19 protein-coding genes are annotated in these 21,328 nt (G+C 69.3%); all 19 read left to right on the top strand.

What is annotated here, in order from left to right; genetic code table 11:
• The first annotated feature begins 67 nt into the window (after positions 1-67).
• A complete protein-coding gene (locus tag ACGFW6_RS19170; protein WP_393510873.1) occupies positions 68-1,366 on the top strand; it encodes a homoserine dehydrogenase in 1,299 nt (432 codons plus the stop codon).
• Positions 1,367-1,372: 6 nt separating this feature from the next.
• A complete protein-coding gene (gene thrC, locus ACGFW6_RS19165; RefSeq protein ID WP_381642507.1) occupies positions 1,373-2,431 on the top strand; it encodes a threonine synthase in 1,059 nt (352 codons plus the stop codon).
• A gap of 301 nt (positions 2,432-2,732) precedes the next feature.
• Positions 2,733-3,650 carry a homoserine kinase gene (gene thrB, locus ACGFW6_RS19160; RefSeq protein WP_393510739.1) on the top strand — a complete coding sequence of 306 codons (918 nt, stop codon included), beginning with the start codon at positions 2,733-2,735 and terminating at the stop codon, positions 3,648-3,650.
• A gap of 408 nt (positions 3,651-4,058) precedes the next feature.
• The gene (gene rho, locus ACGFW6_RS19155; protein WP_393510736.1) at positions 4,059-6,065 is read left to right on the top strand and encodes a transcription termination factor Rho; all 2,007 of its coding nucleotides are present in this window, start codon (positions 4,059-4,061) and stop codon (positions 6,063-6,065) included.
• A gap of 149 nt (positions 6,066-6,214) precedes the next feature.
• On the top strand, positions 6,215-8,026 hold the full coding sequence (locus ACGFW6_RS19150; protein WP_393510870.1) for a trypsin-like serine protease: 1,812 nt from the start codon (positions 6,215-6,217) through the stop codon (positions 8,024-8,026).
• A gap of 208 nt (positions 8,027-8,234) precedes the next feature.
• Positions 8,235-9,371: an LCP family protein gene (locus ACGFW6_RS19145; RefSeq protein ID WP_393510733.1), complete on the top strand. Its 1,137-nt coding sequence runs from the start codon at positions 8,235-8,237 to the stop codon at positions 9,369-9,371.
• A gap of 171 nt (positions 9,372-9,542) precedes the next feature.
• Positions 9,543-9,764 (top strand): 50S ribosomal protein L31, encoded by a 222-nt coding sequence (rpmE, locus tag ACGFW6_RS19140; RefSeq protein WP_145867232.1) that lies wholly within the window; start codon positions 9,543-9,545, stop codon positions 9,762-9,764.
• 105 nt (positions 9,765-9,869) lie between these two features.
• Entirely contained in the window at positions 9,870-10,946 is a 1,077-nt protein-coding gene (gene prfA / locus ACGFW6_RS19135; RefSeq protein ID WP_393510729.1) for a peptide chain release factor 1, read from the top strand.
• A gap of 92 nt (positions 10,947-11,038) precedes the next feature.
• Positions 11,039-11,878: a peptide chain release factor N(5)-glutamine methyltransferase gene (gene prmC / locus ACGFW6_RS19130; protein ID WP_393510867.1), complete on the top strand. Its 840-nt coding sequence runs from the start codon at positions 11,039-11,041 to the stop codon at positions 11,876-11,878.
• A 61-nt stretch (positions 11,879-11,939) separates the two neighbouring features.
• Entirely contained in the window at positions 11,940-12,587 is a 648-nt protein-coding gene (locus ACGFW6_RS19125; protein WP_393510726.1) for an L-threonylcarbamoyladenylate synthase, read from the top strand.
• The gene (locus ACGFW6_RS19120) at positions 12,584-13,264 is read left to right on the top strand and encodes a protein-tyrosine-phosphatase (RefSeq protein WP_393510723.1); all 681 of its coding nucleotides are present in this window, start codon (positions 12,584-12,586) and stop codon (positions 13,262-13,264) included. The genes ACGFW6_RS19125 and ACGFW6_RS19120 overlap by 4 nt, the downstream gene beginning before the upstream one ends.
• A 72-nt stretch (positions 13,265-13,336) precedes the next feature.
• The gene (gene glyA / locus ACGFW6_RS19115; RefSeq protein WP_393510720.1) at positions 13,337-14,575 is read left to right on the top strand and encodes a serine hydroxymethyltransferase; all 1,239 of its coding nucleotides are present in this window, start codon (positions 13,337-13,339) and stop codon (positions 14,573-14,575) included.
• 140 nt (positions 14,576-14,715) lie between these two features.
• Positions 14,716-16,062: an MraY family glycosyltransferase gene (locus ACGFW6_RS19110; RefSeq protein WP_393510717.1), complete on the top strand. Its 1,347-nt coding sequence runs from the start codon at positions 14,716-14,718 to the stop codon at positions 16,060-16,062.
• A 317-nt stretch (positions 16,063-16,379) separates the two neighbouring features.
• Complete coding sequence (locus ACGFW6_RS19105; RefSeq protein ID WP_393510864.1) at positions 16,380-16,826, top strand: hypothetical protein; 447 nt, start codon at positions 16,380-16,382, stop codon at positions 16,824-16,826.
• A gap of 225 nt (positions 16,827-17,051) precedes the next feature.
• Positions 17,052-17,879: a F0F1 ATP synthase subunit A gene (gene atpB, locus ACGFW6_RS19100; RefSeq protein WP_107902772.1), complete on the top strand. Its 828-nt coding sequence runs from the start codon at positions 17,052-17,054 to the stop codon at positions 17,877-17,879.
• Between the two features lie 78 nt (positions 17,880-17,957).
• Positions 17,958-18,188, top strand: a complete 231-nt coding sequence (gene atpE / locus ACGFW6_RS19095) for an ATP synthase F0 subunit C (RefSeq protein ID WP_009321656.1) — start codon at positions 17,958-17,960, stop codon at positions 18,186-18,188.
• Between the two features lie 41 nt (positions 18,189-18,229).
• Positions 18,230-18,772 carry a F0F1 ATP synthase subunit B gene (locus tag ACGFW6_RS19090; RefSeq protein ID WP_030944978.1) on the top strand — a complete coding sequence of 181 codons (543 nt, stop codon included), beginning with the start codon at positions 18,230-18,232 and terminating at the stop codon, positions 18,770-18,772.
• Positions 18,769-19,584 carry a F0F1 ATP synthase subunit delta gene (locus ACGFW6_RS19085; protein WP_393510712.1) on the top strand — a complete coding sequence of 272 codons (816 nt, stop codon included), beginning with the start codon at positions 18,769-18,771 and terminating at the stop codon, positions 19,582-19,584. The genes ACGFW6_RS19090 and ACGFW6_RS19085 overlap by 4 nt, the downstream gene beginning before the upstream one ends.
• A gap of 132 nt (positions 19,585-19,716) precedes the next feature.
• On the top strand, positions 19,717-21,324 hold the full coding sequence (gene atpA, locus ACGFW6_RS19080; protein ID WP_393510709.1) for a F0F1 ATP synthase subunit alpha: 1,608 nt from the start codon (positions 19,717-19,719) through the stop codon (positions 21,322-21,324).
• The last annotated feature ends 4 nt before the right edge of the window (positions 21,325-21,328 follow it).

The raw sequence follows: 21,328 nt of genomic DNA, 5'->3' as shown, positions 1-21,328 counted from the left end.
CAGAAACTCCCGTCCGGTGAGTGAGACTGGTGCAACCGTAGACGGTATGAGGAAACGAGGTCGGATGATGCGTACGCGTCCGCTGAAGGTGGCGCTGCTGGGCTGTGGGGTTGTCGGCTCAGAGGTGGCGCGCATCATGACGACGCACGCCGACGACCTCGCCGCCCGGATCGGCGCCCCCGTCGAGCTCGCGGGCGTGGCCGTACGGCGGCCCTCCAAGGTCCGTGAGGGCATCGACCCCGCGCTGATCACCACCGACGCCACCGCCCTCGTCAAACGCGGCGACATCGACGTCGTGGTCGAGGTCATCGGGGGCATCGAGCCCGCCCGTACGCTCATCACCACCGCCTTCGAGCACGGCGCCTCCGTCGTCTCCGCCAACAAGGCGCTCCTCGCGCAGGACGGCGCCGCCCTGCACGCCGCGGCCGAGGCCAACGGCAAGGACCTCTACTACGAGGCCGCCGTCGCCGGTGCCATCCCGCTGATCCGGCCGCTGCGGGAGTCCCTCGCGGGTGACAAGGTCAATCGCGTGCTCGGCATCGTCAACGGGACGACCAACTTCATCCTCGACAAGATGGACTCGACCGGGGCCGGCTACCAGGAGGCCCTCGACGAGGCCACCGCGCTCGGGTACGCCGAGGCCGACCCCACCGCCGACGTCGAGGGCTTCGACGCCGCCGCCAAGGCCGCCATCCTCGCCGGTATCGCCTTCCACACGCGTGTGCGCCTCGACGACGTCTACCGCGAGGGCATGACCGAGGTGACCGCGGCCGACTTCGCCTCCGCCAAGGAGATGGGCTGCACCATCAAGCTGCTCGCCATCTGCGAGCGGGCCGCGGACGGCGGGTCCGTCACCGCGCGCGTGCACCCCGCGATGATCCCGCTGACCCACCCGCTCGCCTCCGTGCGTGGCGCCTACAACGCCGTGTTCGTGGAGTCGGACGCGTCCGGCCAGCTCATGTTCTACGGCCCCGGCGCGGGTGGCTCCCCGACCGCCTCGGCCGTGCTCGGCGACCTCGTCGCCGTCTGCCGCAACCGGCTCAGCGGGGCAACGGGGCCCGGCGAGTCGGCGTACGCCGCCCTGCCCGTGTCGCCCATGGGCGACGTCGTCACGCGCTACCACATCAGCCTCGACGTCGCCGACAAACCGGGCGTTCTCGCCCAGGTGGCGACCGTGTTCGCGGAGCACGGAGTGTCGATCGATACGGTGCGCCAGCAAGGACGGCAGGACGGAGGCGGCGAGGCCTCCCTCGTCGTCGTCACCCACCGTGCGTCCGACGCGGCCCTCGTCGGGACCGTCGAGGCGCTGCGCAAGCTCGACACCGTGCGGGGTGTCGCCAGCATCATGCGGGTTGAAGGAGAGTAACCAGCAATGACCCACCAGTGGCGCGGAATCATCGAGGAGTACCGGGACCGGCTGCCCGTCTCCGACACCACGCCGGTCGTGACGCTCCGCGAGGGCGGCACGCCCCTCGTGCCCGCGCAGGTGCTCTCCGAGCGCACGGGCTGCGAGGTCCACCTCAAGGTGGAAGGCGCCAACCCCACCGGGTCCTTCAAGGACCGCGGCATGACCATGGCCATCACGCGGGCCAAGGAGGAGGGGGCCAAGGCCGTCATCTGCGCCTCCACCGGCAACACCTCGGCCTCCGCCGCCGCGTACGCCGTGCGCGCGGGGATGGTCTCGGCCGTCCTCGTCCCGCAGGGCAAGATCGCGCTCGGCAAGATGGGCCAGGCCCTCGTGCACGGCGCGAAGATCCTCCAGGTCGACGGCAACTTCGACGACTGCCTCACCCTCGCCCGCGACCTGAGCGACAACTACCCCGTGGCGCTGGTGAATTCGGTCAACCCGGTGCGGATCGAGGGGCAGAAGACGGCCGCCTTCGAGATCGTGGACATGCTGGGCGACGCCCCCGACATCCACGTCCTCCCGGTGGGCAACGCGGGCAACATCACCGCGTACTGGAAGGGGTACAAGGAGTACGCCGCCGACGGTGTCTCGAAGCAGACCCCGCGCATGTGGGGCTTCCAGGCCTCCGGCTCCGCGCCCATCGTGCGCGGCGAGGTCGTCAAGGACCCGTCGACCATCGCCACCGCGATCCGCATCGGCAACCCGGCCTCCTGGCAGTACGCCATCGACGCCCGGGACGAGTCGGGCGGGTTCATCGACGAGGTGACGGACCGTGAAATCCTGCGCGCCTACCGCCTGTTGGCGGCTCAGGAGGGCGTCTTCGTCGAGCCCGCGTCGGCCGCGTCGGTCGCCGGTCTGCTGAAGGCCGCCGAGCAGGGCAAGGTCGACCCGGGCCAGCGCATCGTGTGCACCGTGACCGGCAATGGCCTCAAGGACCCGGACTGGGCCGTCGCCGGCGCCCCGCAGCCCGTCACCGTCCCGGTCGACGCGGCGACGGCGGCCGAGCGGCTCGGGCTGGCGTAAGCGGGCCACGCTCCGTCGCAGCAGGCTCGCGCACGCGACCACGAGGCGCTCACCTGGGGAACTTCCCCACAAGGGGTGCACGGGGGGCATACGACACGCATCGTGCGCCTCCTGTGCGCCCTATGTCGCCACAGAACCTACCTTCGATACGCTGTACCGAACCCGCCCGCCGCATATGCCTCCGCATAGGTGCGGTGCCGCGCCGTCTCCGCGGCCCGGAAGCGGTCCCAGAGGTTCTCGTACGTCATCGAATGTCTTCGACAATCGACAATCACCGCAGCTCAAGGAGAGTCATCGAGCGATGGCCGGTCCAGCCTTCCGCGCCGCCGCCGTCCGGGTGCGCGTCCCCGCCACCAGTGCCAACCTCGGCCCGGGCTTCGACGCCCTCGGCCTGTCGCTGGGGCTCTACGACGACGTGGTCGTCCGGGTGGCCGACTCCGGGCTGCACATCGACATCGCGGGTGAGGGCAGCGAGACGCTGCCGCGCGACGAGAACCACCTGCTCGTACGTTCCCTGCGCACCGCCTTCGATCTGCTGGGCGGCCAGCCGCGCGGGCTGGAGATCGTCTGCGCCAACCGCATCCCGCACGGCCGCGGCCTCGGCTCGTCGTCCGCCGCCATCTGCGCCGGCATCGTCGCGGCGCGCGCCGTGACCATAGGCGGCGAGGCCAGGCTCGACGACACGGCCCTGCTCGAACTCGCCACCGAGATCGAGGGGCACCCCGACAACGTCGCGGCCTGTCTGCTCGGCGGATTCACGCTGTCCTGGATGGAGGCCGGCGCCGCCCGCGCCATCAGGATGGAGCCCGCCGATTCCATCGTTCCGGTGGTTTTCGTGCCCGGTAAGCCCGTCCTGACGGAGACCGCGCGCGGCCTGCTGCCGCGCACCGTCCCGCACGTCGACGCCGCCACCAACGCGGGCCGTGCCGCACTGCTCGTCGAGGCCCTCACCCGGCGCCCCGAGCTGCTGCTGCCCGCCACCGAGGACCGCCTCCACCAGGAGTACCGCGCACCGGCGATGCCGGAGAGCGCCGCGCTGGTGGAGCGGCTGCGCGGCGACGGAGTGCCGGCGGTCATCTCGGGCGCGGGGCCCACAGTGCTGGCACTGGCCGACGAGGACAGCGCCGACAAGGTCGCCCATCTGGCAGGCGAGGGGTGGGCCGCGAACCGGCTCGACCTCGACGCCCAGGGAGCGAGCGTGCTGCCGCTTGCGACCTGACACACGGTTGCCGGATTTCGAGAGGGGGAATGTTTGTTGGATCCGGTAGTGTTAACCTCAAGTCTGCACCCGACCCCACCATGGCGAGGTGCTTGTTGTCCCCGTCCGGGACAGACATTCTTCCGGGAGCCTCCCAAGCCGCACGGTGTTCCGTACGACGTACGCGGGCAGTACCTCGTACACGAGCACTGAGCGACTCGCCGGGCACGCTCCGGAACCGGCGCGACCGGGCCGAGTGACACCGACACTCAGTGCCACGGCCCTGGGAACCGCCATCACCAGAAATTTCTCCGCCGTTTTGGGCGGACCACCGCCCCGGCGCGGTCCACACACCAAGGACCTAAGCCGGACAGCACAACCGGTCGCCGAGCCAGACAGGCCGACGTCCGCTCCAGGGAAGGACCCTTCGTGAGCGACACCACCGATCTGATGGGCGCACGTGTCGAGGAGACCGCTGCCGCGCCCGCCACGGACGCCTCCGCGCCTGCCAGCGGTGCCGGCTCCCGGCGGCGCCGCGGTACCGGCCTCGAGGGCATGGTGCTGGCCGAGCTTCAGCAGGTCGCATCCGGCCTCGGCATCAGGGGCACGGCGCGCATGCGCAAGAGCCAGCTGATCGAGGTCATCAAGGAGGCGCAGGCCGGGGGAGGTGCCGCGGCTCCGAAGGCGGAGGCCGCCGGCGAGACCAAGCCCAAGCGCCGCGCCACCTCCAAGGCTCGTACCGGCGAGGACGCCGAGAAGAAGGCGGACAAGGCGGCTGAGGCCCCCGCCGAGAAGGCCGTGGCCCAGCAGCAGATCGAGATTCCCGGCCAGCCGGCCGGCGGCCCCTCCCGCGACGGGAACGAGGACGCCCCCGCCGAGCGCCGTCGTCGTCGCGCCACCGCGGACGCGGGCAGCCCCTCCGCCGCGCCCGAGACCGTCGCCGCCGAGGCGAAGAACGAGCCGAAGGCGGAGACGCCCGCGCAGTCGCAGGGCGACGCCAAGAGCGACGCGGACGGCGGCGAGGGCCGTCGTCGTGACCGTCGTGAGCGCGGCCGCGACCGTGACCGCGGCGACCGCGGCGACCGTCGCAAGGGCGACGACCAGCAGGGCGGCGGCCGTCAGGACCGCCAGCAGGGCCAGCAGCAGGGCGGTGGCCGTCAGGACCGCCAGCGCGACAACGGCCCGCAGGACGACGACGACTTCGAGGGCGGCCGTCGTGGCCGTCGGGGCCGCTACCGCGACCGCCGTGGCCGTCGTGGCCGTGACGACGTGCAGGAGCCGCAGATCACCGAGGACGACGTCCTGATCCCGGTCGCGGGCATCCTGGACATCCTCGACAACTACGCCTTCATCCGTACGTCGGGCTACCTGCCGGGCCCGAACGACGTGTACGTCTCCCTCGCCCAGGTCCGCAAGAACGGCCTGCGCAAGGGCGACCACATCACCGGTGCGGTCCGTCAGCCGAAGGAAGGCGAGCGGCGCGAGAAGTTCAACGCGCTGGTCCGCCTGGACTCCGTCAACGGCATGGCGCCCGAACACGGCCGCGGCCGCCCGGAGTTCAACAAGCTCACCCCGCTCTACCCGCAGGACCGCCTCCGCCTGGAGACGGACCCGGGCGTCCTCACCACGCGCATCATCGACCTGGTGTCGCCGATCGGTAAGGGCCAGCGCGGTCTGATCGTGGCCCCGCCGAAGACCGGCAAGACCATGATCATGCAGGCGATCGCCAACGCGATCACGCACAACAACCCCGAGTGCCACCTGATGGTCGTCCTGGTCGACGAGCGTCCGGAAGAGGTCACCGACATGCAGCGGTCGGTCAAGGGCGAGGTCATCTCCTCGACCTTCGACCGTCCGGCCGAGGACCACACCACGGTCGCCGAGCTCGCCATCGAGCGTGCCAAGCGTCTGGTGGAGCTGGGTCACGACGTCGTCGTGCTGCTCGACTCCATCACGCGTCTGGGCCGTGCGTACAACCTCGCCGCCCCGGCCTCCGGCCGCATCCTGTCCGGTGGTGTCGACTCCACCGCCCTGTACCCGCCGAAGCGCTTCTTCGGTGCGGCCCGCAACATCGAGGACGGCGGCTCGCTGACCATCCTCGCCACCGCTCTGGTGGACACCGGGTCCCGCATGGACGAGGTGATCTTCGAGGAGTTCAAGGGCACCGGCAACGCCGAGCTCAAGCTCGACCGGAAGCTCGCCGACAAGCGCATCTTCCCGGCGGTGGACGTCGACGCGTCCGGTACCCGTAAGGAAGAGATCCTGCTCGCCCCCGACGAGCTCGCCATCGTCTGGAAGCTGCGCCGGGTGCTGCACGCCCTCGACCAGCAGCAGGCGGTCGAACTCCTCCTCGACAAGATGAAGCAGACGAAGTCGAACGCCGAGTTCCTGATGCAGATTCAGAAGACGACGCCGACCCCCGGCAACGGCGACTGAGACCACGCCTGCTGAAGGGCCGCTCCCGTTGAGGGAGCGGCCCTTTGCCGTTTCTGTGACGGGTGTACTATCTCGCTCTTCGGACCCGCATTCGATCGTGGTCCGCATATCAACTTTCCGTCCCGAGGGGGGACTCAGTGGGCACATCCATGCCCGGAGCCGGCCGTCACAGACGTCGGATACGCCTCGCACTGCCCGTCGCCGCCGCAGGTCTCGCCGCGGCCGTCGCCGGAGCGCTGCTGACCACGTCCGCGGGGGCCGCGACCGCGCTGCCCAAGCCCACCGTCAAGCCCGCCACCGCCTCGGCCTCGCCCGCCGAGCTGGAGCGGCGCGTCGCGGGTGCCGTGGAAGGCGACGACACCGCGGGGGAGACGGCGAAGAAGTCGTCGTACGGCGCGAGCACGACCGACGGCTCCGGTGACTCCACCGTGAGCCCGATGGTCATCGGTGGCACCACCACCAGCATCACCTCGGCGCCCTGGATGGCGCAGCTCTGGTACTACGACGACCAGGGCACCACCGACGAGGCCGACGACACGGGCTTCTTCTGCGGCGGCGCCGTCGTCGCGCCGACGAAGATCCTCACCGCCGCGCACTGCGTCAAGGGCTACGACTGGTACAACTACGGCGCCGTCGTCACCGGCACCAACCAGCTGCCCACGACCGACGAGGCCGGCAACAGCGACCTGCACGGCGGCACCGTCTCGCTGCCGTACCGGCAGTGGAACCACCCGTCGTACAGCGCGACGACGATCGACAACGACATCGCCGTGATCACGCTGGCCAGCCCGGTCAAGGCGGCGCCGATCCGCATGACGACGTCCGGCGACACCGCCTCCTACGCCGCGGGGACGAACGCCAAGGTCTACGGCTGGGGCCGCACCAGCTCCACCAGCCAGGACATCTCGCAGTCGCTGAAGTCGGCGACGCTGCCCATCCAGTCCGACACCACGTGCGCGGGCTACTACGGCGGCGACTTCGTCAAGGGCCACATGGTCTGCGCCGGCAAGCCGGCCACCGGCAGCGACACCGGCACGGTCTCCGCCTGCAACGGCGACTCCGGCGGCCCGCTCGTGGTGAACGGCCGTATCGCGGGTGTCGTCTCCTGGGGCGTGCAGGACTGCGTCGCCAAGGGTGCCTACAGCGTGTTCGCCAAGGTGACCTCCTACGTCGGTGCCGCCTACCCGCGCATCGAGGACACCAACATCAACGGTGACCACCGCGCCGACATGTGGCTGCGCAACGCCTCCACCAGGACCGGTTACTCGAAGACCTCCAACGGCACCACGTTCGCCGCACGCGAGTCCTGGGGCGACTGGAGCGGTGTGAACCTGGTGCTGCAGACCGACCTCGACCGGGACGGCTACCAGGACCTGGTGGTCCGGCGCAGCTCCGACGGGGCGATGTTCTGGTACCACTTCGTGCCGTCCACCGAGTCCTGGGCGACCAAGACGATCTTCAGCAACTGGAAGACCCGTCTGCGCATCGTCGCGCCCGGTGACGTCACCGGGGACTACAAGCCCGACCTGATCTCGGTCGACTCCGCGGGCGCCCTGTGGATCTACCCGGGCCAGGGCAACGGCACGTTCGCCAGCCCGGTGAAGTCCGGCACGGGCTTCACCGCGTACAACTCCCTGCGTGGGCACGGTGACTTCACCGGCGACGGCAAGGCCGACCTGATCGCGCGCAGCTCCTCCGGCGGGTACATCTACCTGTTCAAGGGCACCGGCAAGTCCGGCACGGGCGCCTTCTCCACCCGGATCAAGGTGCGCACGTGGGCGACCTACACCGGCTTCGACGCCGTCGGTGACGTCACCGGCGACGGCAAGGCCGACTTCCTGGCCCGCAACTCCTCCGGCACGCTCTATCTGTACCCGGGCACCGGAAAGGCCACGAGCGAGATCTTTGCCACACCGAAGTCCGTCGGCACCGATTTCAAGCAGTACGACATCTTCGGCTGAAAGCGCAGGTGAGCCCGGCATACCGGGCTCGCCGACCACGGACTGTGCCCATCGCCTCACAGGCGGTGGGCGCAGTCCGTTGTGCAACCCTTTCCCGGGTTTCCCCGTCTGACCGGACGGGGTGACGATGGTGCGGTAAGGGCCTTTTGGGCCATGCCTGACCCTGCAAACAGGGGGTAACCGACCGGGACGAGAACCGAGGAGCAGAGTGTCCGCCGAGAGCACGCCAGAGCCCGGAATACCGGGCGACAACGGGACCAACGGCCCACGCCAGCGCGGCAAGGGCCGTCGCCGCAAGCCCCGCGAGAAGCGGAAGGGCCTGCGGATCATGGCCTGGACGGCCGCCGGGATCGTGGTCCTGGGCGGGACCGGCGCCGGCTACCTGTACTTCAAGCTCAACGGCAACCTCAAGAGCGTCGACATCGACCAGGCCCTCGGCACCGACCGGCCGCAGAAGGTCGACAACGGCTCGGAGAACATCCTCGTCCTCGGCTCGGACACCCGCTCCGGCAGCAACAAGAAGCTCGGCGGGGGCGCCGACGACGGCAGCGCCCGCTCGGACACGGCGATGATCCTGCACGTCTACGAGGGCCACAAGAAGGCCAGCGTGGTCTCGATCCCGCGCGACACCCTCATCGACCGCCCCGAGTGCACCGACACCGACGGCACCACGCACGACGCGGCGTCCGGCGTGATGTTCAACGAGGCGTACTCCACGGGCGGCGCCGCCTGCACGGTGAAGACCGTCGAGTCCGTCACCGGCATCCGCATGGATCACTACCTGGAAGTCGACTTCTCCGGTTTCCAGAAGCTGATCGACGAGCTCGGCGGTGTCGAGGTCACCACCACCAACGACATCAAGGACCCCGACAGCCACCTCGATCTCAAGGCCGGCACCCACCGGCTCGACGGCAAGCAGGCCCTCGGCCTGGTCCGCACCCGCCACGGCGTCGGCGACGGCTCGGACCTCGGCCGCATCCAGCTGCAGCAGGCCTTCATCAAGGCACTGCTCGAGCAGGTCAAGGACATCAACCTGTTCGGCAACCCCAAGCGGCTGTACGACCTGGCCAACACCGCCACCAAGACCGTCACCACCGACTCCGACCTGGCCTCGGTCAACAAGCTCATGTCCTTCACCAACGGCCTCAAGGGCATCAGCTCCAAGAACATGAACATGGTCACGATGCCGGTCCAGTACGACCCGGCGGACCCGAACCGCGTGATCGTGCAGAAGGCGAAGGCCCAGCTGGTCTGGGACGCCCTGAAGAACGACAGGCCGATTCCGAAGTCGGCCACGGAAGACGCGGCGAAGGGCGACGCGAACGGCGTGGTCAGCGCCCCTTGAGGGGCGCGGGGAACCGCGTGACAGGCCCGCACCGGCCCGCGGGGAACAAATGACGGCAACCCCCGGTTTTGGGGGATGGCCCCAGTCCTGGCAGACTGGTACGTCGGCTCCGGTTCACGTTTCCGCATCCCGCGGTGGCGACCCGGCGCCCTCCCGAAACTAGGAGACACCTTGAAGCGCGACATCCACCCCGAGTACGTCGAGACGCAGGTCAGCTGCACCTGTGGCGCGTCGTTCACCACCCGTAGCACGATCTCCAGCGGCGCCATCCGTGCCGAGGTCTGCTCCGAGTGCCACCCGTTCTACACGGGCAAGCAGAAGATCCTCGACACCGGTGGCCGTGTGGCCCGCTTCGAGGCCCGCTTCGGCAAGGCCGCCGGCTCCAAGAAGTAGCGAGCCCCAATCCGCCGGTCCACGGCCGCGCCCCCACCAGGCGCGCCGGGACCGGCGTTTTTGGTCGTCCGCCTTCCCACACGTACGCATTTCAGGAGCCCCAAGATGTTCGAGGCCGTCGAGGAACTGGTCGCTGAGCACGCCGACCTGGAGAAGAAGCTCGCCGACCCTTCGGTGCACGCCGACCAGGCCAACGCGCGCAAGCTGAACAAGCGCTACGCCGAGCTCACCCCGATCGTCGCCACGTACCGCTCCTGGAAGCAGACCGGCGACGACATCGAGACCGCGCGTGAACTCGCCGCCGACGACCCGGACTTCGCGGCCGAGGTCAAGGAGCTGGACAAGCAGCGCGAGGAGCTGACCGAGAAGCTGCGCCTGCTGCTCGTCCCGCGTGACCCGAGTGACGACAAGGACGTCATTCTGGAGATCAAGGCGGGCGCCGGCGGTGACGAGTCCGCGCTGTTCGCGGGCGACCTGCTGCGCATGTACCTGCGGTACGCCGAGCGCGTCGGCTGGAAGACCGAGATCATCGACGCCACCGAGTCCGAGCTGGGCGGCTACAAGGACGTCCAGGTCGCGGTGAAGACCAAGGGCGGACAGGGCGCGACCGAGCCCGGCCAGGGCGTCTGGGCCCGGCTGAAGTACGAGGGCGGTGTGCACCGCGTGCAGCGGGTGCCGGCGACCGAGTCGCAGGGCCGCATCCACACCTCCGCGGCCGGTGTGCTCGTCACGCCCGAGGCCGAGGAGATCGACGTCGAGATCAACCCGAACGACCTGCGCATCGACGTGTACCGGTCGTCCGGCCCGGGTGGCCAGTCCGTCAACACCACCGACTCCGCCGTGCGCATCACGCACATTCCGACCGGAGTCGTCGCCTCCTGCCAGAACGAGAAGAGCCAGCTGCAGAACAAGGAGCAGGCGATGCGTATCCTGCGCTCCAGGCTGCTCGCCGCGGCGCAGGAGGAGGCCGAGAAGGAGGCCGCCGACGCCCGCCGCAGCCAGGTCCGCACCGTCGACCGCTCCGAGAAGATCCGAACCTACAACTTCCCGGAGAATCGCCTCTCGGACCACCGCGTGGGCTTCAAGGCGTACAACCTGGACCAGGTCCTGGACGGCGACCTCGACGCGGTGATCCAGGCGTGCGTCGACGCGGACTCGGCGGCGAAGCTGGCGGCGGCGTAAGGGCGTAGGGACGGACGTACGCACGTACGAGTACGACACGGAGGACTTGCGTGCAGCAATTCATCGGGGGGCGGACCCCAAGCCCTCGCAGCGTGCTGCTCGCGGAGGTGGCACAGGCCACCCAGCGGCTGGCGGACGCCGGCGTGCCCTCGCCGCGCAACGACGCGGAGGAGCTCGCCGCGTTCGTGCACGGCGTGAAGCGCGGCGAGCTGCACTCCGTGAAGGACGCGGACTTCGACGCCCGGTACTGGGAGGTCATCGCGCGCCGTGAGCAGCGCGAGCCGCTCCAGCACATCACCGGGCGGGCGTACTTCCGCTATCTCGAACTCCAAGTCGGGCCAGGCGTGTTCGTGCCGCGGCCCGAGACCGAGTCGGTGGTCGGCTGGGCCATAGACGCGGTGCGCGCGATGGACGTCGTCGAGCCCTGCATCGTCGACCTGTGCACCGGCTCGGGCGCCATCGCGCTCGCCCTCGCCCAGGAGGTCCCGCGCTCGCGCGTGCACGCCGTGGAGCTGTCCGAGGACGCCCTGGTGTGGACGCGCAAGAACGTGGAGGGCTCGCGCGTCGAGCTGCGGCAGGGCAACGCCCTGGACGCCTTCCCCGACCTCGACGGCCAGGTCGACCTGGTCATCTCCAACCCGCCCTACATCCCGCTCACGGAATGGGAGTACGTCGCTCCCGAGGCGCGGGACTACGATCCCGATCTCGCCCTGTTCTCCGGCGAGGACGGCCTCGATCTCATCCGCGGCCTGGAACGGACGGCACACCGTCTGCTGCGGCCCGGCGGCGTCGTCGTCATCGAGCACGCCGACACCCAGGGCGGGCAGGTGCCGTGGATCTTCACCGAGGAGCGGGGCTGGGCCGACGCGGCCGACCACCCCGACCTCAACAACCGCCCCCGGTTCGCGACCGCGCGCAAGGCGCTGCCGTGACCGTCCCGAAGACTGTTTCCCGGAAGTACGTGTACTTCGTGTACGAGGAGGCCCGCTAGATATGGCACGGCGATACGACACCAACGACGCGACCGACCGCACGACCGGTCTGCGTGAGGCCGCGTCCGCCGTCCGCCGTGGTGAGCTCGTGGTCCTTCCGACCGACACGGTGTACGGCATCGGCGCCGACGCGTTCACCAAGGAGGCCGTCGGCGATCTGCTGGAGGCCAAGGGGCGGGGCCGCAACATGCCCACCCCGGTCCTGATCGGCTCCCCGAACACGCTCCACGGTCTCGTCACCGACTTCTCCGAGCTGGCCTGGGAACTGGTCGACGCCTTCTGGCCGGGCGCGCTCACGCTGGTCGCCAAGCACCAGCCGTCCCTGCAGTGGGACCTCGGTGACACCCGCGGCACGGTTGCCGTGCGCATGCCACTGCACCCGGTCGCCATCGAGCTGCTGACGGAGGTCGGCCCGATGGCCGTCTCCTCGGCGAACCTCACCGGGCACCCGGCGCCGGAGGACTGCGACGCCGCGCAGGAGATGCTCGGCGACTCCGTCTCCGTGTACCTGGACGGCGGTCCGACCCCGGGCAACGTCCCGTCGTCGATCGTCGATGTCACGCGCGAGGTGCCGCTGCTGCTGCGCGCGGGCGCGCTGTCGGCGGAGGAACTGCGGAAGGTCGTACCCGACCTCGAGGTGGCGAATTGACAGCCCCTGAGGCGGGGCGTGGCATAGGCAACGGGGAAAGCGCGGCGGAGATCACGACGACCTTCGTGGGACTTCCGCGCGACAGCTTCCGCATCCTCCACGTCAGCACCGGAAACGTGTGCCGCTCGCCGATCACCGAGCGGCTGACCCGTCATTTCGTGACGCAGCGGCTCGGTGTGCTGGGCGGCTCGCTGATCGTGGAGAGCGCGGGGACCTGGGGCCATGAGGGCGCCTCCATGGAGTCCAACGCGGAGACGGTCCTCGCCGACTTCGGCGCGGACGCCTCCGGCTTCGTCGGCCGCGAGCTCCTCGACGAGCACGTCATCATGGCCGACCTGGTCCTCACGGCCACCCGCGACCACCGCGCCCAGGTCATCTCCATGGGCCATTCGGCGGGCCTGCGCACCTTCACCCTGAAGGAGTTCACCCGCCTGGTCCGCGCCATAGACCCCGCGACCCTGCCTCCCCTGGAGGACGGCGTGGTCGTCCGCGCACGCGCCCTGGTCCGTGCGGCGGCCGCTCTACGCGGGTGGCTCCTGGCGCCGACGGCGGAGGCGGACGAGGTGTACGACCCGTACGGGGCACCGCTGACGTTCTTCCGGTCGGTGGGGGACGAGATACACGAGGCACTGGATCCGGTCGTCACCGCGCTCACCGGAGTACCCGCGAGGACGTGACAGCCGGGCGCCCCGGGCGCCCCGGGCCTACATTGGACGTACGTCACCGCCGACGCACGCCCGGAGCCCACCATGTCGGTCACCCCTGTCCTCGAGGCCGATGTCCTGCGCCGTCAGGACCCCCAGCTCGCCGACGTCCTGCTCGGGGAGCTCGACCGGCAGTCGACGACGCTCCAGCTCATCGCAGCGGAGAACTTCACGTCGCCCGCCGTGCTGGCGGCCCTCGGATCGCCGCTGGCCAACAAGTACGCCGAGGGCTACCCGGGCGACCGGTACCACGGCGGATGCGAGATGGCCGACGCCGCCGAGCGGCTCGCCGTGGAGCGGGCCAGGGCCCTGTTCGGGGCCGAGCACGCCAACGTCCAGTCCCACTCCGGGTCTTCGGCCGTCCTCGCCGCGTACGCCGCCCTGCTGCGCCCCGGCGACACCGTCCTCGCCCTCGGCCTGCCGTACGGCGGACACCTCACCCACGGCTCGCCCGCGAACTTCTCGGGCCGCTGGTTCGACTTCGTCGGCTACGGGGTCGACGCCGAGACCGGGCTCATCGACCACGACCAGGTGCGCACCCTCGCCCGCACCCACCGGCCCAAGGCCGTGGTGTGCGGCTCCATCGCCTATCCGCGCCACATCGACTACGCCGTCTTCCGTGACATCGCCGACGAGGTGGGCGCCTATCTCATCGCCGACGCCGCCCACCCCATGGGCCTCGTCGCCGGCGGAGCGGCACCCAGTCCGGTGCCGTACGCCGACGTGGTGTGCGCCACCACCCACAAGGTGCTGCGCGGCCCGCGCGGCGGGATGCTCCTGTGCGGGGCGGACCTCGCCGAGCGCGTGGATCGCGCCGTCTTCCCGTTCACGCAGGGCGGCGCCCAGATGCACACCATCGCCGCGAAGGCCGTCGCCTTCGGCGAGGCGGCAACGCCGGCGTTCGCCGTGTACGCCCATCAGGTGGTGGCCAACGCGCGCACCCTGGCCGCCCACCTCGCGGAGGAGGGCCTCGTCGTCACCACGGGCGGGACCGACACCCACCTCATCACCGCCGACCCTGCGCCGCTCGGCGTCGACGGCCGCGAGGCGCGCGGCCGGCTCGCGGCGGCCGGGATGGTCCTGGACTGCTGCGCGCTGCCGCACGGCGACGCCCGCGGCCTGCGCCTCGGTACCGCGGCCGTGACCACCCAGGGCATGGGGGAGGAGGAGATGGTGTGGCTCGCCGCGCTGCTGGCGGGCGTGCTGAGAGGGAGTACCGAAAGTCACAGGGCCCGTGAAGAAGTGCGGGAGCTCACCGGTAGATTTCCGCCGTATCCCCGGTGAGGCGGGGTAGACGCGCCGGAGCACACAGCCACACGTGCAACCATCGTCGCTACCCGGAAGTCCCCACACATATGCGTCGCGTATGCGTACGTCGCTAGGGTGTGGGGCTGAGATGGCCAGCGAGACTTGTGGGGAAGCCCGTGCGTGAATACCTGCTGACGCTCTGCATCACGGCCGCGGTGACGTATCTGCTGACAGGGCCGGTACGTAAGTTCGCGATCGTGGCCGGAGCGATGCCGGAGATCCGGGCACGCGACGTGCACCGCGAACCGACTCCGCGGCTCGGCGGTATCGCCATGTTCTTCGGCCTGTGCGCGGGCCTGCTGGTCGCCGACCACCTCACGAACCTCAGCGCCGTCTTCGAGAAGTCCAACGAGCCGCGGGCGCTGCTCTCCGGAGCGGCGCTCATCTGGCTGATCGGTGTCCTGGACGACAAGTTCGAGATCGACGCCCTGATCAAGCTGGGCGGCCAGATGATCGCCGCCGGCGTCATGGTCATGCAGGGTCTGACGATCCTGTGGCTGCCCATCCCGAGCGTCGGCAACGTCGCGCTGACCCAGTGGCAGGGCACCCTGCTCACCGTCGCCCTGGTCGTCATCACCATCAACGCGGTCAACTTCGTCGACGGCCTCGACGGCCTCGCGGCCGGCATGGTCTGCATCGCGTCCGTCGCGTTCTTCCTCTACGCCTACCGCGTCTGGGTCTCGTACGGCATCGAGGCCGCCGCCCCGGCCACGCTGTTCTCGGCGATCCTGATGGGCATGTGCCTGGGCTTCCTGCCGCACAACATGCACCCCGCGCGCATCTTCATGGGCGACTCCGGCTCGATGCTGATCGGCCTGGTCCTCGCCGCGGGCGCCATCTCCATCACCGGTCAGGTCGACCCGGACGCGCTGAAGCTGTTCGCCGGCTCCGAGAAGGCGGCCGTGCACCAGACGGTGCCGGTCTACATCCCGCTGCTGCTGCCGCTGACGATCATCGCCATCCCGGCCGCCGACCTGGTGCTGGCGATCGTGCGCCGCACCTGGCGCGGGCAGTCGCCGTTCGCCGCGGACCGGGGGCATCTGCACCACCGGCTGCTGGAGATCGGCCACTCCCACAGCCGCGCGGTGCTGATCATGTACTTCTGGTCGGCGCTGATCGCCTTCGGCGCGCTCGCCTACTCGGTGAACTCGGCGTCGATGTGGATCGTGCTGGGCGTGGTGTTCCTCAGCTTCATCGGCCTCGTCCTGCTGCTCCTGCCGCGCTTCACGCCGCGTACCCCCCGCTGGGCGGAGGCCTTCGTGCCGCCGCGCTACCGCCGGGGGGCGGCCGTCACCGAGCCCTCCGCCACGACACCGCAGACCGCGGACGCCGAGGCACCGGCCGAGTCCGAGGAGCAGCCGCGCACACCGGTCGCCGCAGGCGTCCCCCACGTCAACGGGGCGACCGCGATCGGCGCCCGTTCGCGGACCCTGGACAGGCGTAAAGCCGGAACGTCGCGCTGACGGTCAAGGTAAGAGAAGCCGCAAGGTAAGAATCTGACTAGAGCATTGCCAACTCATGGGGGAGCGAAGCATCCCAATACCAGACAAGTCGGCAACGTTCCTGCACAGACGCGCGCCTTCACTCTCATGTGTGACAGTGGGCACACTCTCCAGGTAAAGACCTCATCAAATAGTTTGTGATACGGTTCACGAGAACCCGGGACAGAGCCGAAGGACCGAAGTGCGACGGTCCACCCGGCGTGAGGTTCTCTCTCAGCCCGGGACTACGCTCGTCCATGACGACACCCTGCCCCCACCGTGAAAGCGGAGTTGCCGCCATGCCGTCCAATGACGCCCGGATCCTGCTTCAGGCCGCTGTGCCCACAGCCGTCGCCGGCGCCGTTGCCGCCGTCGTCAGTGGTGTGGTCGCCGGTGGCAAGGGCGCGATCGGGGCCGTCGTCGCGACGGTGGTCGTGATCCTGTTCATGGGGCTCGGTCTCTACGTTCTCCAGCGCACTGCCAAATCGCTTCCGCATCTGTTCCAGGCCATGGGCCTGATGCTGTACGCCGCGCAGATCCTGCTGCTGTTCATCTTCATGGCCGCGTTCAAGAACACGACGCTGTTCAACCCCCGGGTCTTCGCGTTCACGCTGCTCGGCACCACCCTCGTGTGGATCGCCATGCAGACGCGGGCCCACATGAAGGCCAAGATCCTCTACGTCGAACCCGATTCGGACGCCTCCTCGAAGGACGGCAAGTCCGAAAAGACGGGGCACTCGTCGTGAGAGGTAGGGGCGGGATAAAGGGGCGGAAGAAGTCCTGCTATCGTCCGGTGCCAACTGCGGCATCGCGGGCGCGGGCATCCGAGCTGACGCCTGCTCAATCGCGAGGCGAGATGCCCCACTGCCGCCCCCACATCCGTAACACCAGTCCCGTGCCGAACCGCGGCTGCGCGCCGCGCCGACACAACGAGGTTGCCGTACCTATGCGCCACGCTGAAGGAGCCCGCGGTGAGTGCTGACCCGACGCAGGTGCTCGCCTTCGAGACCGACTGCCACCTTTTCGACGGGTGTGGCTTCGCCGAAGTCTCGCCTGGCCTGCACTCGTTCATGTTCCAGCCCCTGTGGGGTGACGGCGACAGCAACCTGTACTTCAACAAGACGATGCTGCTGGCGCTGCTCGGCTCGATCATCATCGTGGGCTTCTTCTGGGCCGCGTTCCGCAGGCCGCAGGTGGTCCCGGGCAAGCTCCAGATGGTCGCCGAGGCGGGATACGACTTCATCCGGCGCGGTGTCGTCTACGAGACCATCGGCAAGAAGGAAGGCGAGAAGTACGTACCGCTCGTCGTCTCGCTCTTCTTCTTCGTCTGGATGCTGAACCTCTGGTCGATCATCCCGATCGCCCAGTTCCCGGTCACCGCGATCATCTCGTACCCGCTGGTCCTGGCGCTGATCGTCTATGTCCTGTGGGTCTCCCTGACCTTCAAGCGGCACGGTTTCGTCGGCTTCTGGAAGAACGTCACCGGCTACGACAAGTCGCTCGGTGCGGTGCTCCCGCTGGCCATGCTGATCGAGCTCTTCTCGAACCTGCTGATCCGGCCGTTCACCCACGCCGTGCGACTCTTCGCGAACATGTTCGCCGGTCACACCCTGCTGCTGCTCTTCACGATCGCCAGCTGGTACATGCTGAACGGCTTCGGTATCGCCTACGCGGGTGTCTCGTTCGTGATGGTCATCGTGATGACTGCCTTCGAGCTGTTCATCCAGGCCCTGCAGGCGTACGTGTTCGTCCTGCTGACGTGCACCTACATCCAGGGCGCTCTCGCCGAGCACCACTGAGCCACCGCCCCTCTTTCACCTCCACAATTCGTCCGGTGGCCAACCCCCACCGGTCCGTAAAGAAAAGGAAGAACTGGCATGTCCCAGACCCTTGCTGCTGTCGAAGGCTCCCTCGGCTCCATCGGTTACGGCCTCGCCGCGATCGGCCCCGGCGTCGGCGTCGGCATCATCTTCGGTAACGGCACCCAGGCGCTTGCCCGTCAGCCCGAGGCCGCCGGCCTGATCCGTGCCAACCAGATCCTCGGCTTCGCCTTCTGTGAGGCGCTCGCGCTGATCGGTCTGGTCATGCCGTTCGTCTACGGCTACTGATCCACCACACCAGTCCAGCCGACTAGACGAAAGGCACCCACATGAGCCAGCTGCTCATCGCGGCGAGCGAGGGGGAGAACCCCCTCATCCCGCCGGTCCCTGAGCTTGTCATTGGTCTCCTCGCCTTCGTCATCGTCTTCGGCTTCCTCGCCAAGAAGCTCCTCCCGAACATCAACAAGGTTCTGGAAGAGCGCCGCGAGGCCATCGAGGGCGGTATCGAGAAGGCCGAGGCCGCCCAGACCGAGGCACAGAGCGTTCTGGAGCAGTACAAGGCCCAGCTCGCCGAGGCCCGGCACGAGGCCGCGCGTCTGCGCCAGGAGGCACAGGAGCAGGGCGCCACGCTCATCGCCGAGATGCGCGCGGAAGGCCAGCGGCAGCGCGAGGAGATCGTCGCCGCCGGTCACGCCCAGATCGAGGCCGACCGCAAGGCCGCCGCGTCCGCGCTGCGCCAGGACGTCGGCAAGCTTGCCACCGACCTGGCCGGCAAGCTCGTCGGCGAGTCCCTCGAGGACCACGCCCGGCAGAGCCGCGTCATCGACCGCTTCCTCGACGAGCTCGAGGAGAAGGCCGAGGCGGGACGATGAACGGAGCGAGCCGCGAGGCCCTGGCAGCCGCACGCGAGCGACTCGACGCGCTGACGGACAACACGTCCGTGGACGCCGGACGGCTCGCCGACGAGCTGGCCGCCGTCACCGCGCTGCTCGACCGCGAGGTGTCGCTGCGTCGGGTCCTGACCGACCCGGCGCAGGCCGGCGAGGCCAAGGCCGAGCTGGCCCAGCGCCTGCTCGGCGGCCAGGTCGGCGGGGAGACCGCTGACCTGCTGGCCGGCATGGTGCGCTCCCGCTGGTCGCAGTCCCGCGACCTGGTGGACGCGCTGGAGGAGCTGGCGGCCACCGCCGACCTCACCGCCGCGCAGAAGGCGGGCACGCTCGACGACGTCGAGGACGAGCTGTTCCGGTTCGGCCGGATCGTCTCCTCGAACACCGAGCTGCGCGCCGCGCTCACCGACCGCGCCGCCACCACCTCGGCCAAGGGCCAGCTGCTGCGCAGCCTGCTCGGCGGCCGGGCCAAGGCGACCACCGAGCGTCTGGTGACGCGTCTTGTGACCGCGCCGCGTGGACGTAGCCTGGAGTCGGGACTGGAGTCCCTGTCCAAGCTCGCCGCCGAGCGCCGCGAGCGCCTGGTGGCCGTCGTGACCACGGCGGTGCCGCTGAGCGACACGCAGAAGCGACGCCTCGGCGCCGCTCTCGGCAAGCTCTACGGCCACACGATGCACCTGAACATCGACGTGGACCCCGAGGTCGTCGGCGGTATCCGGGTGCAGGTCGGTGACGAGGTCATCAACGGCTCCCTCGCGGACCGCATCGAGGACGCCGGCCGCCGACTGGCGAGCTAGCAGCAACTTCATAGCAGTACGTACTTACGACGGCCCATGTTGGGCCGTGCAGAGGATTCACCTCGTTCAGGGGGGAGTCCCCATCCCCCCAAAGTGAAACTTCGGGCCCAACAAGGAGAGCAGGGAACCCAGATGGCGGAGCTCACGATCCGGCCGGAGGAGATCCGGGACGCGCTGGAGAACTTCGTCCAGTCGTACAAGCCGGACGCGGCCTCGCGCGAGGAGGTCGGTACGGTCACCCTTGCCGGCGACGGCATCGCGAAGGTCGAGGGTCTTCCCTCGGCCATGGCCAACGAACTGCTGAAGTTCGAGGACGGCACCCTCGGCCTCGCGCTCAACCTGGAAGAGCGCGAGATCGGCGCCATCGTCCTCGGTGAGTTCAGCGGCATCGAGGAGGGGCAGCCGGTGCAGCGCACCGGTGAGGTTCTCTCCGTGGCCGTCGGCGAGGGCTACCTCGGCCGTGTCGTCGACCCGCTCGGCAACCCGATCGACGGCCTCGGCGAGATCGAGACGTCCGGCCGCCGCGCCCTCGAGCTGCAGGCCCCCACGGTCATGCAGCGCAAGTCGGTGCACGAGCCGATGGAGACCGGCTACAAGGCCGTCGACGCGATGACCCCGATCGGCCGTGGTCAGCGTCAGCTGATCATCGGCGACCGCCAGACCGGCAAGACCGCGCTGGCCGTCGACACGATCATCAACCAGCGTGACAACTGGCGCTCGGGCGACCCGAAGAAGCAGGTTCGCTGCATCTACGTCGCCATCGGCCAGAAGGGCTCCACCATCGCGTCCGTGCGCGGTGCCCTGGAGGAGAACGGCGCGCTGGAGTACACGACCATCGTCGCCGCCCCGGCGTCCGACCCGGCCGGCTTCAAGTACCTGGCGCCGTACACCGGTTCGGCCATCGGTCAGCAGTGGATGTACGAGGGCAAGCACGTCCTCATCATCTTCGACGACCTCTCGAAGCAGGCCGACGCCTACCGCGCCGTGTCCCTGCTGCTGCGCCGCCCGCCGGGCCGCGAGGCCTACCCGGGTGACGTCTTCTACCTGCACTCCCGTCTGCTGGAGCGCTGCGCGAAGCTCTCCGACGACATGGGCGCCGGTTCGATGACGGGTCTGCCGATCGTCGAGACCAAGGCCAACGACGTCTCGGCGTTCATCCCGACCAACGTCATCTCCATCACCGACGGCCAGTGCTTCCTGGAGTCGGACCTGTTCAACGCCGGTCAGCGCCCCGCGCTGAACGTCGGTATCTCCGTCTCCCGAGTCGGTGGTTCCGCGCAGCACAAGGCGATGAAGCAGGTTTCCGGCCGTCTGCGCGTGGACCTCGCCCAGTTCCGTGAGCTGGAGGCGTTCGCCGCCTTCGGTTCCGACCTGGACGCCGCGTCGAAGGCGCAGCTGGAGCGCGGTCAGCGCATGGTCGAGCTGCTGAAGCAGGCCCAGTACGAGCCGATGTCCACCGAGGACCAGGTCGTCTCCGTGTGGGCCGGCACCACCGGCAAGATGGACGACGTGCCGGTCAACGACATCCGCCGCTTCGAGAAGGAGCTCCTGGAGTACCTGCACCGCAAGGAGCAGGGCCTCATGACCTCCATCAAGGAGGGCGGCAAGATGTCGGACGACACGCTCACCGCCGTCGCCGACGCCATCGCGGAGTTCAAGAAGCAGTTCGAGACCGCGGACGGCAAGCTGCTCGGCGAGGACGCTCCGGCCGCCCCGAAGGCGACCAGCGCCTCCAAGTGACGTA

Origin of the sequence: Streptomyces sp. Y7, from assembly GCF_043195415.1 — a bacterium.
Lineage (GTDB): Bacteria > Actinomycetota > Actinomycetes > Streptomycetales > Streptomycetaceae > Streptomyces.
The sequence above is the reverse complement of the archived record's forward strand: the minus strand, read 5'-3'. Positions and strand labels throughout refer to the sequence as shown.

Bases quoted from the DNA above. Each gene is read 5' to 3' on its own strand.
- ACGFW6_RS19085 (WP_393510712.1), top strand. From the start codon at position 18,769: ATGAACGGAGCGAGCCGCGAGGCCCTGGCAGCCGCACGCGAGCGACTC.
- glyA (WP_393510720.1), top strand. From the start codon at position 13,337: ATGTCGGTCACCCCTGTCCTCGAGGCCGATGTCCTGCGCCGTCAGGAC.
- ACGFW6_RS19170 (WP_393510873.1), top strand. From the start codon at position 68: ATGCGTACGCGTCCGCTGAAGGTGGCGCTGCTGGGCTGTGGGGTTGTC.
- thrC (WP_381642507.1), top strand. From the start codon at position 1,373: ATGACCCACCAGTGGCGCGGAATCATCGAGGAGTACCGGGACCGGCTG.
- ACGFW6_RS19105 (WP_393510864.1), top strand. From the start codon at position 16,380: ATGCCGTCCAATGACGCCCGGATCCTGCTTCAGGCCGCTGTGCCCACA.
- prfA (WP_393510729.1), top strand. From the start codon at position 9,870: ATGTTCGAGGCCGTCGAGGAACTGGTCGCTGAGCACGCCGACCTGGAG.
- atpA (WP_393510709.1), top strand. From the start codon at position 19,717: ATGGCGGAGCTCACGATCCGGCCGGAGGAGATCCGGGACGCGCTGGAG.
- atpE (WP_009321656.1), top strand. From the start codon at position 17,958: ATGTCCCAGACCCTTGCTGCTGTCGAAGGCTCCCTCGGCTCCATCGGT.
- ACGFW6_RS19125 (WP_393510726.1), top strand. From the start codon at position 11,940: ATGGCACGGCGATACGACACCAACGACGCGACCGACCGCACGACCGGT.
- ACGFW6_RS19150 (WP_393510870.1), top strand. From the start codon at position 6,215: ATGCCCGGAGCCGGCCGTCACAGACGTCGGATACGCCTCGCACTGCCC.
- ACGFW6_RS19090 (WP_030944978.1), top strand. From the start codon at position 18,230: ATGAGCCAGCTGCTCATCGCGGCGAGCGAGGGGGAGAACCCCCTCATC.
- thrB (WP_393510739.1), top strand. From the start codon at position 2,733: ATGGCCGGTCCAGCCTTCCGCGCCGCCGCCGTCCGGGTGCGCGTCCCC.